Here is a 16,467-nt window from a genome sequence, read left to right as displayed (position 1 = left end):
GTTCTTCATCCACTTTTTTCGCTCACGGGACTGTAAGCATGTGCTGGTGAGCTGTCAACACACAGAACCTCACCATCAGCGCGGCCGTAGCGGAGGCGCGTTTGGCTCCGATTCCTCGATTTCGCACACGGGACCTCACCGTATACACAACGAACCTCACCTTTAAGGACGCCCTTCGTGCAACAAGGCCTTGTGTGGCGGCACTTCGAGCGTCGTTTTCGTACTGACGCACAATGCACCTCACCTTTGGGATTCGAGGCTTCGTGAAGCACAGAGAACCACACCTTGATGGGGAATTGGTCTCACCTTGCTGCACAACTACCCGCACCTCTGAGCACACGGAACCTCACCTTCGACACAACGGACCTCACCTTTTGCGACTTAAGTGGTTGAATGGATTAAATGTAGTGTCGATCTGTTGGTTTGTAGGTCTGCTCTCGTTTTAAAAAACGTACTAACTATGTTCAGCAATGAAGTGCGGTGCGAAATGGCGCACTGAACCAAGGTGAGGTTGATTGTGCAACGCACAGAGCGCGTTACGGATTATCCCGCCGCGCGAAGGTGAGGTGGATTGTGCTTGCGCGGTGATTCGCTGCTGAGCGGGCTTTTCACGTGGCGGCGGCTGATCGTTGGAGCGCGGCGTATATGGCTTTGTAGGTGAGGTTGATTGTGCAGTCACGCTCTGGGTCAGCCGCGAACTCGCTGGGAGCCGCGGAATCCCGGCTGAATGGTGAGGTTGATTGTGCTTTAGGTGCGTCGCCGATCTAATGAAAATGGGAAAATGCACAAACGACCTCACCAGGTGCCTAGGTTTTAAGCCGCTGTGTGGCTTTCGCGACTTGGGATGGGAGCGAAGGTGAGGTCATTTGTGCCTTCTAATACGCCGAACGTTGAAGGCGTGTCCCGCTTCCACGGCGGTTCCGTGACCCGAATCTGTCTGTTTTTGAAAAAAATCTGCGTAAAAACAGCAATTTAATAAGCTATTTTCAAGCATTTCCTGTATTCTGAGGTTTCTGGACTTTTATGGAAAAACCTCAGAATGGTCAGAACGAGCCAACTTCCTGCCGTAGACCGAACCGTTCACTTTGAGCAGATCAGCCAGTTCGCAGAAAAAGTCACCATTTTCACTAATGAGCTGCGTGACACGATTCTGGCGCCGCGTCCTCGAAAAACGGCTCCTGTGTTCAAGACCGGCGAGATTGCCGAGATGTGCAACGTCTCTCACTCGCAGGTTCAGTATCTCGCGACTAAAGGGGATGGAGATCTGCCTTCTGGCACGGCGGCCGGCACAGGCCGCACCCGGACCTTCACGCTCGAAGAAGCGCGCATTTGGGTGCAAAAGATTTCCGACATCTACCAGACTCCGCTGGTCACGCGTTTGAAGGAACCCGACGGAAAGATCATCATCACCGCGCAACTGAAGGGCGGCTCCGCCAAGACGACGACGACCATGTGCCTTGCCCAAGGCTTGTCGCTGCGGGGACGCAAAGTGTTGGTGGTCGATCTCGATCCGCAAGCGTCGCTTTCAGAACTGTGCGGTCTGTACGCCGAAAAAGACGTCACGCCTGAAGATACCGTGTTGCCGTACGTTTATGAACAGGACATCGAAGGCGGGCTCGAAGGGCGGGTCCAGTCGACGTACTGGGATGGCATCGACGTGATTCCTGCGCACACGGAACTGATCGGAGCAGAGTTCCATCTGCCAGCTATGCAAAAGGTCCGGCCGGGGTTCCGCTTCTGGACCGTGCTTCGTCAAGGGCTCGAGCCGCTGCGTAAGAAGTACGACTACATCCTGATGGATACATCGCCGTCGCTGTCGTATCTCAACCTGAATGCGCTAATGGCCGCGGATGCCATGGTGATGCCGATGGTGCCGGAAAATCTGGACTTCATCAGCTCGCTGTCGTTCTGGCGACTCTTTTCGGACGTGTCCAAAAGCTTCATCAAATTCGAGAAGGACAAGAAGTACGACTTCGTCTCGCTCGTGTTGTCGCGGGTCGACTATGGGCGGACCTCATCCGCGCCGATCGTGCGCGCGTGGGCGCAAAGCGCGTACGAAAACTGGTTGCATTCGATCGAGGTTCCGGCGAGTTCGGTGATGAGCACCGGCGCGTTAGCGTTCTCGACGGTCTTCGACATTAGCAGCAACCACAGCGCGGCCAAGTCGCTGCAACGCGTGCGGCAGCCTCTCGTCGACTACTGTCGCTGGATCGATGAAATCTATTCGGAAAAATGGAGGAACGCGCAATGAGCAATATGCGAGAACAGTTGCTGGCCAAGACGTCCGGCATTCGCAAGACTTCGTCGATCAACGAGGACGAGGTGAAGCGCAGCAACCGCACTCAAACGGCGCCTGGCCTGGCCGGCGCGCTGGCCGTTGCGCAGCTTCGCGTGCAGGAATTGGAATCGACTGGCATCGCGTCGCAATTGCCGGTTGCGGGCATCTTGCCGAACCCTTGGCAACCGCGCCGCGTGTTCAACGAAGCGAAGTTGGCCGAGCTCGCGGAGTCGATCCGGGAAGTTGGGCTGATGCAGCCGATCGTGGTTCGTCGCCTCGCGGACGACTATCAGATCGTCGCTGGAGAACGGCGGTGGCGGGCGCACAAGATGTTAGGGCTCGACTCGATCAAGGCGGTGGTCGCGGATTGCTCCGACTCGGACATGGCGGTCCTCGCAATGGTCGAAAACATCAGCCGCGACGACCTTGCCGACTATGAGATTGGCGTAGCGATCCGGCGATCGGAAACGGAATTCCCGAATCGCAAGCGGCTGGCGGAAGCGATGGGATTGTCGCGGGCGGGTCTGTACCAGTTCCTGTCGTTCGAGAATCTGCCGGACTTCATCAAGAAGGATCTCGATATTCAGCCGCGACTACTAGGCGGGACGGCGGCGCAAGCAATTGCGGCGGCCATCAAAAAGCACGGTGAGGATGGCGTTAAAGCCGCTCGCGAAATTTGGCCGCTGCTAGTGAGAGGGGAAATGGATCAGGGAAAGGTCGCCGCAGCGATCACGGCCCTGGCGACACGGCAGACGACGTCGGCTGGTACCGGCGGACGCAACATCGAGAAGTTTTTCGCGGGACGAGAGCACGCTGGTAGCATCACGAAGGATGTCAGTAACTTCACGATCAAGATCAAGACTGGGGTGATCACGGAGGCGCAAGAAATCCAGATACGGCAGTTAATCGGACAGATGTTCCAATCGCAGCCGAAAACGAACTGATTGGTCGCCCGTTTGTGATGTAGAGAAGCCCGCTCGCGCGGGCTTTTTTCTTGGCCAGCGACAATGATCTGGCGTGAAGGATGCCTAGAGTCTAGACACCTGATCGGTGGACGCCCGTCGATGCAACCGGGGTGTCTAGACTCTAGACACTGCCAACAGCATCACCGTGATGCTTAGGCAACAGCGCGCGGGCGGTACAAACGGACGTCCTTCGTGCCATGCACGATTGATGGGGCGATTCGCGCTGCAGTGCGTTCGCGGAGCGACCTTGCGGGCGCGCGCGTCAATCGTTCGAGATTTGCGATACCCAATCGGCTCGAATGTAATAAGGCGGGGCATGCCCTCTTCGTCGCGGGCTCCGTGACGGTCGAATTGCCCAGTTCCCTAGCGGAGCCGTACAGGCGCCAAACGACGGAGGGCACAAAAGACCGGCTCCTTATTCGTTGAACGAAAACCCTTTTCTGGTTCCTCGGCCGTTCTCAACCGACAAAAATCCGCGCGCGATTCGTCGACGCGTCTCCGCGCCGCTGCTGTCGGGCCAAATTTTATCGATGAAAGCCGCTGCTCTCGCCATCGAGACTTCGCTGACTAACCGGACGTCACGGGCCTGAAGGCCCACCGGTGAAGTTGCGGTGCAACGGCGGCGCCGTGGTGGTAGTAGCAGCCGCCGCAAAGATCATCTTCAAAAGGTGCTGCGCCGCTCCCGGAGCACGTGAAACAACAGACGCCACAGCGCAAATACCCACCTTGTCGAGCGTAGAGTCATCCGTCCTTCGCTAATGGAGCCGTCCGTTCGATGAGCGTTCAAATCCGTATGGAGGGACGCAAAGGAAGACTGCGAATCTGGTCAGCCTCAGCGAGCAGAAGACATGCGCCAATGTACGACGGGAGACCTTGTATTGGGCTGTCGCGTTAAGCTTGCCGGTTTGAGATCCTGCTCCATCGCGGCAGATCAAGCCTTCCGCAATCGACGCGCCAGCTTACGCGGGATCACATTTCGGTCCGGCCCAGCCCGCTGCGCGACGGCCAGAACGTCGATGGACCCCTCGGGTGCTAGTTACCTGCGCGGATCAACTATTGAAACTTTGCATCACGACCATAGCAGTCATCGTTTTGCTGGCCATGAGCGATGAGCGTATGGACTGCCGCCCTTGATCGTCATGCAGTTTCGCCGTTGCACTGACCGGATGAGCCTGCGCGTGGCACCCCTCATTCGCCGCGCGACTATCATCGCCGCTCGCGGCTCGGCGGAAAATCAGCCGCACGACGCGCAGGATAGGGGAGGGGCGACCACCAAAACGATCGCGGCCGTAAAGCGTCGTCTCGAGAGATCGCCCGCGACATTGATCGACGCGACGATGATTGTTAATAACGTGAGCCGGCGGATCGGCGAGACACCAATATGAGGGGTAGAACAGAACGGTGCCTTCGACGAACTAAATATCGAAAAAATGCCGCGCATTAGCCAATCCGAGCGCGAACACGTTATTTCCTTGCCAATTTCGCTAATGTGCCCCCGTGGAACACCTCCGAACACATCGGAAACTCATTAAGTCCTTGTTTTAAAAAGGTTTTTTTGTCCATGTCCGACATTGTTTCACGACAATGGGTTGATTTAACGCCCCACGCCACATCGCGCGAGTTAAAAAGAGCAAGAGTCCGGAATCAGTACTGGCGCATCGACGGCTTGTAACGTTTGATACGTAATTTGTAGCTAATAGATTGCAAATGGCAGCCGGCGAGTTCTCGAACGTTTCTCGACATGGCCGAACCAAATTGTCCGTGCTTGCCGATCTCACATCTTCTTGATTCCGCGGGTTATACCGATGAGCCGACAACGGTCTGCGAGAGCGAGCGGGTCAAGCCGGAGCCTCCCCAAACGACACGCAGCACTCGGCCATCTGCACATGTGGCCGGCCGTGACCAGCTTCTTCGACACCGCGCCCGCGAGAGGCGCGCTGCAATAAGCCAACCCGCCGGCGTCGGAATTCTTCGAGGGGCTCATCATTGCGGTGCTGCGCGAACCACGACTTGCAGCGTCGGCGCGCAGTCCAGAATCCGGCTCAGCCGCTCGTCCTCGCCATCGATAAGGGGCCTCCGGGCACGTACTCGTCCTTGAAGTTCGTCCGCGCCTCGTCGCCACAAGTGGACACGAACAGTCGCGCGATAACGCCGCCGTGCCGACACCGATCGGCACCATGCCATGCGACGCCGGCGCCGCGCTGTCCGAATCGGAGTGCGCGAGCATCTGCAGTGTGGCGCGCCGGGTTCGCGCGAGGTTGACCAGAATCGGCAAGTTGGTCAGTTACCAGACCTGCCACATTTGTGAATGCTGGTGAAGCACTTCATCGCCCCGAACATCGTTGCCGACGTTGGCCCATGCCTTGGGCTGCTCGCGAGGCCGCGCAGCACCAGAACGATCCGGCGATTGACATCGAGCGGCTGCGTCATGTCGATGCTCGGCATAACGATGCCGCGCGCGTTCGGACAGCGTGCGCAATGATTGTCCTGGGAAACCCGAGCGCGTGAGCCCGATCCCATAGTCCGCGCGGAAGTTGGCCGAGAGTGGCACCGTCGAACCGTGTCGCTCGACGCTGTCCTCGCGATGCAGATCGCAGCCCTGGCTGAACCGGATCAACGTAGCGAACGTTCGGCGACGGCATCTCGCTGAAAAGCGCCGTTGCCTCGGCCGTCCCGCCGCTTCTGACAACGCACCGGCCCTTGACCGGTGCATTCGCGCACACCCTCGGACAACCGGACGCGGCTCACGTGCAAATAAATGGGCCGGCCCATGGTGTACTGCGTGCCCGGTTCCACGTCGCTGGCACCGGTTTCGAGCGCGTCGCGCAGAACAGCACCCCGGCCAGCTCCTGCACCGCGTAGTTGCAGTAGTCGCGAGCCTGGGACTGGCCGTCTTCGAATGCACGTTCGCCGGCAGCGCGCTGGCCGAGGCATAGACACGCATACGCGAATCGCACGGTCGCGAGCCACGGATCGAACTGCGCGTCACTCCATTGGCTGGCGTTGGCCGGCGAGTTCGCGATGGCCGCCTGCTGAAAGCTCGGCGAGGCTCGACGATCGCAGACCGGTACTGATTCCGCCAAGGGTCGAAACTGCGTTGATGCGAGCGAGCGGCTCGCTTCGGCAGACGATCTGATCGAGTGCAGCTACTTTCGCGACCGGACAGAACACTGCTGGCCAGCAGCGAGAGTGCTACGCATCGCGATATCCACGATGCGACCGCGCGTCATGATGCGTCGGACCGGTTCGTGCGAAACGGTTGCCGCGCTACGCCGATGTGGGCTAGTCCGAACCATCGTGAAACGCGCCACGTTGGCCACCTTGGCGAACGGCCATATGCGAATGCGCCGATGGCCGACGCCGCTGCATGACTTTCATTCGATCGCTGTCGCAACCCGCGACGTCTCTACAGCATCGAGCGGGACAGACGGTGCGCTGACGCACTGCCAAGCGATGGACGCTCCGGCGACGGCCCGTGCTGTGCAACTGCCAAGTTTCTTCTCACGCAGAGTCGATTCCCAAGGCCGTTGCCCCGTGCATCGAATCGAGCCTGTGCGCCCAGCACTTGTGTTCATCGCACTTCGTCACTAGTACACCGGAATAGCCGTGCCAATCTTTTTGTGACATACCGCTTGAGAAGGCTAAACAACCTGACGCACGTACCGCAGCTTCATGCGTGTTCCCAGATTCGACCCGCACTGACGGTGAGGCTCTTGACAATGCGTTGTTTGGGACCTTAAATAATTTTGCAGCAAACCCTGAACGAAGGGACCCGATTCGATGCTGCAACCCGCCTGCACATTCATTCGTCTTCAGGATGTGCTGCAATCGTCGTTGATTCCATACGGGGGTAATCTTCGATTTCCGCAGCTTGTTCGGCATGACGAAGCGGTTTCGCAGTAGACCGCATGCCTGAAAATGGAGCCGCAATGACGACGCATGGTTGCAGCGATAGTCACTGTCCCTTAACAACCAGCGTAATGCTTTGGGTTGCCCGAGTGATATGACGGACATGGCTCAATGTGGAACGCGAGGAAGTACGATGACAAATAAGACTGACGCCGCGCAGGCCCCGATAGCCACGACACAGTCGTCGCCTATAGACTGATGACTGATTTGAAGAAGCGCCGGGACGACAGAAGGGATGCGGCTGTTCTCCCCGGCTGACCCGGCCGTTGAAGTCGCAGCGGATCCACTCATCGGTCCGCTGTTACGGATCCCTATGAATTTCCGAGCAATCTGTCGAGCCCCGCATTCACCGGCCGGCTAGCTACGCTGCGGCCGGGTGTACGACCGGGTCGCGTCAGCAGTCAGCCGAGAACGTCATGAACGCCAACCGCTCCGATGCACCGCCGGTTCACCGATCATCCGGAGCCGCATCGACCGGCACATGGTCGTGCGCGTTGACCTGTGTGCTTGTGCTTTCATTGTCGGCCTGCCAGCGGCAGGCCGCAACACAGACTGGCGATACGAGGCCAGCCGTGCAGCTAACCAAGGTCGAACCGGCCGATGCTTCCGCTATTCGCATTTTTACGGGACGCGTCGAGCAGACCAGCATCTCGCCGCTCGCCTTCGAAGTGTCGGGCCGCGTCGTGCAGATCGCGGTGCTCGAAGGCGTGTCGGTGAAACGCGGGCAGCTGATCGCGCGCATCGATGAGGAACCCTACAAGCTGCAACTGCAACGCGCGAACGCGCAGTACCAGCAACTCAGCGACAACCTCAAGCGCCAGGCGGTGCTGCGCAAGGACGGTATCCTGTCTCAGGCTGCTTATGAGCAGTTGTCGGCCGCCACGGATGCCGCACGCGCGGCCCGTGACATGGCAAGCCGCGACCTGCGCAATACCCGGCTCGTCGCGCCATTCGACGGCCGGATCGCCCGCCGCAACATCGAGATTCAGCAAGTCGTGCAGGCGGGGGCGCCCGCGTTCAATCTGGAAAACATCGGGCGAGTCGATGTCGGCGTCGATCTGCCCCAGAGCATCGCCGAACGGCTCTTCGTCGACAAGACGCTGAGAGCCGAAGCGTGGCTGCCTGAGCGGCCGCAAAACCGCTTCGCGCTCGTGTTCCGTGAACGGTCCACGCAGACCTCGCCGACTTCGGCGGCCTACCGCCTCGTGTTCTCGATCCAGGGCCCGCAAGGCGCAATGCTGTTCCCTGGCATGGCGCTGCGCGTGCAGATCTCCGACACGGCGCGTCAGGTCTCGCAAAACGGTAACAGCGGCTACTTCGCCATTCCGATCGCGGCGATGTCGATCGGCCCGGACGGTCAGCGCAGTCTGTGGCGCTACGATGCCGCGTCTGGCCGCGTGCATGCGGTGCCGGTCAGCGTGCGCGAAATTCGCAATGACGACGTGGTCGTCGCGGGTGCGGTCGCACAGGGCGACCGCGTGGTGGCCGGCGGCTCGCAGTTCATGAAAGAGGGCATGGTCGTCCGTCCGATGGATGCGCCTCGATGAATCTTGCGCGCCCCCTTATCGACAAGCCGCTGATCGCGTGGGTTCTGACGCTCATCTCGCTGTTGGGCGGCATCTTCGCGTACTTCAACATCGGAAGGCTCGAAGACCCGAAGTTCACGATCAAGACCGCGGTCGTCGTGACGCTGTATCCGGGCGCGAGTGCGCACGAGGTCGAGCACGAAGTGACGGACCGCCTCGAAAGCGCGATCCAGCAGATGCCGCAGGTCGACAAGCTGACCTCGCGTTCGACACCGGGCTACTCTGAAGTCCGCGTCGAGATTCGCGACCAGTACACGTCGGCGCAATTGCCGCAGGTGTGGGACGAGGTGCGCAAGTCGGTATCGGATGCACAGCCCCGGCTTCCGCCGGGCGCGGGACCGTCACTCGTGGTCGACCGTTTCGGCGACGTCTACGGGATGTTCTACGCGCTGACCGGCGAGGGCTACACGCAGGCGCAACTGTATGAGTACGCGCGCGAATTGCGGCGCCAACTGCTGACACTCGGCGACGTGTCCGACATCGTGATCGCCGGTGAGCAGCAGGAGCAGATCTCGGTCGACGTCGACCAGTCGCAACTGATCGCCAACAATCTGTCCACCGACGATCTTGCGCAGACGCTGTTCCTGCAGAACGAGGTTCGGCCCGCGGGCCGCGAACGTGTCGGCGACCTGTCGTTGCGGATTGCACCGACAGGCTCGCTCGATTCGCTGCAGGCCATTCGTTCGCTGCCTGTCAACAATACGCCCGGCCCGCTGCTGCTCGGCGACATCGCGCGCGTAAGCCACGGCTACGCGACAATTCCGAACCACGTCATTCACTATAACGGCCAGCCCGCGATCACGATCGGCATCAGCGCACGGCCGCGCGTCAACGTGGTGAGCGTCGGCGCGAAGATCAAGGCGAAGCTCGCCGAACTCGAGCGTGACCGCCCGATCGGCATCAAGCTGTATCCGCTCTACGATCAGCCTCAGGTCGTCGACGAGAGCGTGCGCGGCTTTATCTTCGATGTGTTCCTGTCCGTGGCGATCGTCGGTGTCGCGCTGGGCATTGCGCTCGGCTGGCGCGCGGGCGTCGTGCTGGGCGTCGAGCTGTTCCTGTCGATCCTCGGCACGCTGCTGGTCATGTACGCGGCAGGCATCGAGCTGCAGCGTATCTCACTCGGCGCGCTGATCATCGTGATGGGCATGCTGACCGACAACAGCATCGTGGTGGTCGAGGGGATGCTCGTGAAGGTTCAACGAGGCACGTCGCATCTCCAGGCGGCGACCGAGATTCTCAAACAAAGCCAATGGCTTCTGCTCGCGTCGACCGTTGTGGGGATTCTGGCTTTCTCGGGCATCGGCCTGTCGCCGGATTCGGTCGGCGAATTCTGTGCGTCGTTGTTCGCCGTCGCTGCGATTTCGCTGCTATTCAGCTGGGTGATCGCCATCGCCCTCACACCGCTGTTCGGCACGTATCTGTTCAAGCCTGCGGACATCATCGATGACGACCCGTTCAAGTCGAAGCTCTACAAGCGTTACGGCGAGCTGTTGTCATGGGTCACCCGACAGCGCGTGTTCGTGGTCATCGGCCTCGTCGCGCTGACCGTGCTGGCCGGGTGGGCATTCCGTTTCGTCGAGCGGAGCTTCTTCCCCGCGTCGACCACGCCGATCTTCTATGTCGACATGCGTTTGCCGCGCGGCACCGATATTCGTGCGGTCGTCGAAAAGAGCCGCGAGGTGGAGAAGGTGCTGCTCAAGCATGCGGACGTCACCAACGTGCAGACGTATATTGGCTCCGGCGCGACGCGGTTTTTCCTCGTCTACGATCCGGAAACGCGCGATCCGTCATACGCGCAGTTCATCGTCGGCGCGAAGGACCAGAGCCTGATTGACGACATGATTCCGGACATCGAAGCGGACCTGAAGAAGCGCTTCCCCGACCAGCATTGGACGGTCACGCGGCCGAACTTCGGTCCCGGCGGTGGCGCGGCCATTCAGGCACGCTTCTCCGGACCCGATCCGGCCGTGTTGCGCCGCTTGTCTCAAGAAGCACAGAATGTGCTGAAGGCGGACGGCCGCATCATCGCGATTCGCGACGACTGGGAGAACCCGATCAGCATCGTGCGGCCGGAATTCGACGAATCGCGGGCGCGCTCGCTCGGTGTGACGCGCCGTCAGGTTAGCGACACGATGGCTTATGCAACCGAAGGCTTGCGGGCGGGCATCTATCGCGAAGGCGATCAGCTACTGCCGATCGTGCTGCGTTCGCCCGACTACACGCTTGGCGTCGCGGGTCTGCAGGACCTGCAGGTATTCAGCGCGGGGCTGCGCCGTTACGTGCCGCTCGGCGACGTGGTCAACGGCTTCACGGTCGGTACCGAGGAAGGCCAGATCGCGCGCGAAAACCGGATTCGCACGCTGACGGTTTCGGCCAACCCGATCTATGGGCAGAACAGTGTCGACGCGTTCAACCGCATACGCTCCAGCATCGAGAACATCAAGCTGCCACCGGGCTATAGCTTCGAATGGGGCGGCGAGCACGAATCGTCGACGCGCGCGCAGCAGAGCCTGTTCCGTCAACTGCCGCTCGGCTTCATCGGCATGGCGCTGCTCGTGCTGATGATGTTCGGACGCCTGAAGCCGGCGCTCGTCGTGCTGCTCGTCGTGCCGATGTCGATCGTCGGCGTCACGCTCGGTCTGCTGCTATTTCGCGGCGCGTTCGGCTTCATGGCGTTGCTGGGTCTATTGAGTCTGATCGGAATGCTGATCAAGAACGGCGTGGTGCTCGTCGAAGAGATGGATTCGCAGATCGCCGCCGGCGTGCCGCGCATGCAGGCGGTGACACACGGCGCGATGAACCGTCTGCGGCCGGTGATACTGGGGGGCGGTACGACGGCGCTCGGCATGGCGCCGTTGTTGTGGGATCCCTTCTTCAAGGACATGGCGATCACGATTATGGCGGGCCTTGTTTTTGCCACCGTGCTGACGTTGGTCGCCGTGCCGGCACTGTATGCAATGCTGTTCTCGATCAGGCAGGCGGAATGGGAGCCGGGTCGACACCCGGAAGCAAAATGATCCACGCGCGCCGTTGGCTTCTCGCCATCGCGGCCCTGCTGCTCGAAGCCGGCTGTACGGGTTCATTGCAGCTGCAAAAGCCCGCCGCGTTTGCGCCGCAGTATTCGGAGGCACAACCGGGTGTGGCGACACCGATGTCCGAGCAGCAGCTCGCGGCATGGTGGACCCAGTACAACGATCCGACGCTGAACAAACTGATCGATCTCGCGCTCGCGCACAACTTCGACATCGCCACCGCATACGCACGCGTCGATCAGGTGCAGGCCGGCATCCGGCTGGCTCGCTCGCAACTGTTGCCGTCGGTCGGTGCAAGCGTGAGCGCCGCGAAGTACCACGGCGGCGAGACGCAGCTCGAGTTCGAGGAACTGCTAGGCATCAACAATACCGATGCGCAGTTCTGGCGTGTCGGCTTGCAGGCCCAATGGGAGATCGACCTGTTCGGCCAGGGACGCGCAAGGCTCTCGGCGGCACGCGAACAGGCACGTGCGGCCGCGGGCGACGCGGAGGCGGTACGCCTGAGCGTGGTGTCGGGTGTCGCGGATCTGTACGTCACCTATCGCGGGCTGCTGCGTCAGCGCACCATTTTGCTGCAGAGCCGGGCAATCGCGGACGACTTCGTCAACATCGCCGAAAAGAGCTTCACTGCGGGCTTGGTGCTAAGCACGGACATTGAAGCAGCGCGCGCGGGCCGCGCGCAGGTCGATGCGCGTTTGCAGGACGTGGAGAACGGCATCGCGCAGGCGCGGCTGAATCTGCAGAATCTGTGCGGTGTGCAGCCCACCGAATTCGCCGGGCTTCTCGATGAAAGCGACACGCTGATGACCGCGCTGCCGCATGTCGAGCCCGGCCAGCCTGTCGACCTGCTGATGCGGCGCCCGGACCTGATCGCGGCGCAGGCACGCGTGAATGCGGCGGTCAGACAGTCGGATGTCGCGCGGCTCAATTACTGGCCGACCATCTCGCTAAGCGGTTTGCTCGCGCGCAATGGTTGGGAGATCGCGGGTCAAAACCTCGGGGCCAGCACGTTCTGGCTATTTGGCGCAGCGATGGCGATGCCGCTGATCGATTTCGGCGCGCGACGCTCGCAAGTGGAGTCGTCGGATGCACAGGCGCAGCAGGCGATGTTCAACTACGAAAAAACCGCGCTCGGCGCGTTCTACGACGTCGACCGCGCGTTGGCCCGTTTGAACCGGCAGGACGAGTTATTCAAGGCGCGTAATGAAGAAGTCACGCGGCGCACCACGCAGCTGAGCCAGGTGCAGCGCCGTTACCAACTCGGCGATACCGGTCGCGTCGATATCGATCGGGTGCGAGTTGCGCTGCTCGAGAGCCAGTCATCGCAGGTGAGGGAGGAGGTCGGCAAACTGCAGGCACAGTTCGCGCTGTTCAGGGCGATGGGCGGCGGCTGGTTGGCCAGTCCGCCGGTGGCTGCGAACACACGAACGCCGACGGGACCAGCGCCCGCTTCGCAGTGAGCAGCAGCGCGGCGCCGCACGGCTTTTAGCGAAACAGAACCTGCGGATGGCCGGCCGCAAGCCGCTGCGGACGACGTTGGATCCGGTATTCGAGGAGCACGATGGCAACCCAGCTCGACACGAAACTATCGTTGCCCGCATTGACCGCGATGGTCGTCGGCTCAATGGTGGGCGCAGGGATTTTCTCGTTGCCGCGCAATTTCGCGCGCGCGACCGGACCGTTCGGCGCGGTCATAGCATGGTGCGTGGCCGGCATCGGCATGTACGCGCTGGCGAGGGTCTTTCAGGCGCTCGCACAGCGCCGACCCGAGCTCGATGCCGGCGTGTTCGCGTACGCGCGAGCGGGCTTCGGCGATTACGCAGGCTTTCTGTCCGCATTCGGCTACTGGATGGCCGGCTGCTTTGGAAACGTGTCGTACTGGGTGCTGATCAAATCGACGCTCGGCGCTTTCGTCCCCGTATTCGGCAACGGCAATACGGCGACCGCGATCATCGTGTCGTCGGTGGGCATCTGGCTGTTTCATCTGGTGATGCTGCGCGGCGTTCAGCAGGCCACGATGATCAACACGATCGTCACGGTCGCGAAGCTGATTCCGATCGTGCTATTCATCGTGATGTTGGTCGCGCTGTTTCGCACCGACATGTTCCGCGCCAACCTCGGGGAGGGCAGCGATCAGATCGGCGCGGGTCTCTTCTCGCAGGTTCGCGCGACGATGCTCGTCACCGTCTTCGTGTTCGTCGGTATCGAAGGTGCGAGCGTGTACTCACGCTACGCGAAAAAGCGCACGGACGTCGGCGCGGCGACGATCACCGGCTTCGTGGCCGTGCTGTGTCTGCTCGTGCTGGTGACGCTGCTGCCTTACGCGACCTTGCCGCGCGCCGACATCGCGGTGATGCGCCAGCCGTCGATGGCCGCGGTACTCGGCGCGCTGCTGGGCCCATTCGGCGTCATTTTTGTCAGCGCCGGTCTGATCGTTTCGATCCTCGGCGCGTATCTCGCGTGGTCGCTGATCTGCGCCGAGGTGCTGTTCGCCGCCGCGCGTCTCGAGACAATGCCGCGTGTCTTCGCGCGACAGAACGAGCGCAAGCTGCCGGTCGCCGCGGTGTGGCTCACGAGTACCGTCGTGCAGCTGTTCGTCATCAGCACCTACTGGTCCACCGATGCGTTTGCGCTGATGCTCAATCTGACGAGCTCGATGGCGCTGATTCCTTATTTCCTCGTCGCCGCATACGGCATCAAAGCCGCGCGTCACGATAGTGGGCAGGGCGGCGGCGCCTTGAGCGGCGCGCTGCGCACCGAGTATTTCGTCGCGATGTTCGCGACGTTGTATACGGCTTTTCTGCTGTTCGCGGGCGGCCTGAAGTTTCTGATGCTGTCGGCGCTGCTTTATGCGCCAGGTACGGTGCTGTACGTGGTGGCCAAACGCGAGCGTGCGCTGCGGGTGTTTTCGAAAGTCGAATGGGTCATCTTTGCCGTCGCGGCCTGTGGCGCGATCGCCGCGCTGATCGGCCTCGCGACCGGCACGATCGTCATCTGAGCGATCGATCATCGTAGTCGCAAAAGCGCGGCTGGACCGCAACGGGTTCGCGGGAGAGCGATCGCAGCATGGACAAGCGCGTCAGACTTTCGGCTGCGGGCCTGCATTCGGCGCCGGCAATACGCTGAGCGCGATCGTTAGCTACTCGCTGATGATCTGGGTGTTCCATTTTCTGATTCTGCGTGGCGTGAAGGGTTCCTCGATAGTGAATGCGTCGATGACGGTCGCCAAGTTATTCGCGCTCGGACTGTTCGCGGTGCTCGTGGTATCCAGCGTCAAGTGGCAGCTGTTGGTCGCGAATCTGTGGACCGGTCCCGAGCCGTCGGCGGGCGCTCTGTTCGGCGAGGTGCGCAAGACGATGCTGGGCACCGTCTTCGTGTTTCTCGGTGCCGAAGGCGCGAGTGTTTATTCACGGCATGCGCGCGAACGGCGCGACGTCGGCGTCGCGACCGTGCTCGGCTTTCTCTGCGTGCTTGCGTTGATGGTCATGGTCACGGTGTTGTCGTATGGCGTGTTGCCGATCGAGCAGTTGGGCTCGCTGAAAAATCCGTCGATGGCTGGCGTGATGAGCACCGCGGTCGGCCCTTGGGGCGCGGTCGTGATCAAGTTCAACCTGTTGATATCCGTACTCGGCTCCTATCTCGCATGAACGCTGTTAGCGGCCGAAATCCTGCACGCGGCAGGCGAGAGCCGTACGATGCCCGCGTTTCTGGTGCGAGAAAGCCGCAACCAAGTACCGGTCGCCGCGCTGTGGATGACGAGCCGCCATCGATGAACCTGATCCCGTTCCTGCTCGTTGCCGGCTATGGGTTGAGGCTCGCAGCGAGCGGGGGAATAGTATGCGGGGCAGCCGTGGTCACGGCGCATCGATTTTATGCTCGCGCTGGTAGGTTGCGTCTACGCGCTCTTTCTCGTATACGCGGGCGGCCTGCATTATCTGCTGATGTCGACCGTGCTTTATACGGCGTCGACCATGTGGTTTTACATCGCCGAACGTCGCAAAGGGAAATGGCCTGTGTTTACCCCGCCGGAACGCTGGCTATTCATTGTGGTCCTGCTTACTGCGCTGGCCGCACTCGTCGAACTTGTGCGCAATCATCTTGCGGTTTCAGGTCGTGACGCGCAACGCGCGTCGGCGCAACGGTTCGATCGCGTTTGAGCGCCGCGCGGCCCCATCGGCTGAAAGCGGCCCAGATTCGGGTGATGCAATGGCGACGCCCCGGGCAGTTTGCTTGCCGACGTTCGGCGGCGGCGCGAACGGCTATGAGGATTTGCGACGGGTTCGACCGGAGTTGGGTGGTGACATGCAGTGTGACGTTGCGACACGCTGTGCGGCTTGCTCAGCGCCTATGCATTCCGATCACCTGAGAATTGCGTCTTCGTCGCGACAGGTCGATGTACTTGTCGCTTGCAAGCGCGTCTTGCGGTCACCTTGACCAAAGCACTCCTATGTACCTGAGTGGGCAGCATATAGGATTCTGCTGATGTCTTTCCTTTTAGTGCCTCGTACAATCTCACCATCCTAAGCGAGGCTATTTCAACTCCTCGCCGACAAGTGCGGCGCGTTGCGCTATCGCGCCTCCATCGTTGATCCACATCAGGTTGCACGGGAAAAATTGCTTTGGCTTACCAAAGCGAAACGTCCTTCTCAATAAGTTTCCATTGTTTAAAACAATACGGTCCGAATATTTAGATTTTG

General features: G+C 60.8%; 10 protein-coding genes. 9 read left to right on the top strand and 1 reads right to left on the bottom strand.

Annotated features, from left to right (window positions below; all coding sequences use genetic code 11):
- Positions 1-1,039: 1,039 nt before the first annotated feature.
- The 3 genes from BJG93_RS32915 to BJG93_RS32905 all read left to right on the top strand — a co-directional run bounded on the left by BJG93_RS32915 (position 1,040) and on the right by BJG93_RS32905 (position 4,628).
- On the top strand, positions 1,040-2,251 hold the full coding sequence (locus tag BJG93_RS32915) for a ParA family protein (RefSeq protein ID WP_027194638.1): 1,212 nt from the start codon (positions 1,040-1,042) through the stop codon (positions 2,249-2,251).
- Entirely contained in the window at positions 2,248-3,222 is a 975-nt protein-coding gene (locus BJG93_RS32910) for a ParB/RepB/Spo0J family partition protein (protein WP_027194637.1), read from the top strand. The genes BJG93_RS32915 and BJG93_RS32910 overlap by 4 nt, the downstream gene beginning before the upstream one ends.
- Before the next feature lie 1,151 nt (positions 3,223-4,373).
- On the top strand, positions 4,374-4,628 hold the full coding sequence (locus tag BJG93_RS32905; RefSeq protein WP_071336712.1) for a hypothetical protein: 255 nt from the start codon (positions 4,374-4,376) through the stop codon (positions 4,626-4,628).
- A gap of 1,359 nt (positions 4,629-5,987) precedes the next feature.
- Here BJG93_RS32905 and BJG93_RS32900 read toward each other — a convergent pair.
- The gene (locus BJG93_RS32900) at positions 5,988-6,326 is read right to left on the bottom strand and encodes a hypothetical protein (protein WP_027194634.1); all 339 of its coding nucleotides are present in this window, start codon (positions 6,324-6,326) and stop codon (positions 5,988-5,990) included.
- Between the two features lie 1,398 nt (positions 6,327-7,724).
- Between BJG93_RS32900 and BJG93_RS32895 the strand changes: the two genes are divergently transcribed.
- From BJG93_RS32895 to BJG93_RS32870, 6 genes are all read left to right on the top strand, one after another.
- Positions 7,725-8,699, top strand: a complete 975-nt coding sequence (locus tag BJG93_RS32895; protein WP_027194633.1) for an efflux RND transporter periplasmic adaptor subunit — start codon at positions 7,725-7,727, stop codon at positions 8,697-8,699.
- Positions 8,696-11,755, top strand: coding sequence for an efflux RND transporter permease subunit (locus BJG93_RS32890; protein WP_027194632.1), 3,060 nt, complete (start codon positions 8,696-8,698; stop codon positions 11,753-11,755). The genes BJG93_RS32895 and BJG93_RS32890 overlap by 4 nt, the downstream gene beginning before the upstream one ends.
- Positions 11,752-13,230 carry an efflux transporter outer membrane subunit gene (locus BJG93_RS32885; protein ID WP_027194631.1) on the top strand — a complete coding sequence of 493 codons (1,479 nt, stop codon included), beginning with the start codon at positions 11,752-11,754 and terminating at the stop codon, positions 13,228-13,230. The genes BJG93_RS32890 and BJG93_RS32885 overlap by 4 nt, the downstream gene beginning before the upstream one ends.
- A 101-nt stretch (positions 13,231-13,331) precedes the next feature.
- On the top strand, positions 13,332-14,768 hold the full coding sequence (locus BJG93_RS32880; RefSeq protein WP_027194630.1) for a basic amino acid/polyamine antiporter: 1,437 nt from the start codon (positions 13,332-13,334) through the stop codon (positions 14,766-14,768).
- A gap of 151 nt (positions 14,769-14,919) precedes the next feature.
- On the top strand, positions 14,920-15,417 hold the full coding sequence (locus BJG93_RS32875; RefSeq protein WP_027194629.1) for an amino acid permease: 498 nt from the start codon (positions 14,920-14,922) through the stop codon (positions 15,415-15,417).
- 225 nt (positions 15,418-15,642) lie between these two features.
- Positions 15,643-15,927: a hypothetical protein gene (locus BJG93_RS32870; RefSeq protein WP_027194628.1), complete on the top strand. Its 285-nt coding sequence runs from the start codon at positions 15,643-15,645 to the stop codon at positions 15,925-15,927.
- Positions 15,928-16,467: the final 540 nt, after the last annotated feature.

It is taken from the genome of Paraburkholderia sprentiae WSM5005, assembly GCF_001865575.2.
Taxonomy (GTDB): domain Bacteria; phylum Pseudomonadota; class Gammaproteobacteria; order Burkholderiales; family Burkholderiaceae; genus Paraburkholderia; species Paraburkholderia sprentiae.
This window is presented reverse-complemented; position numbering and strand designations above follow the sequence as displayed.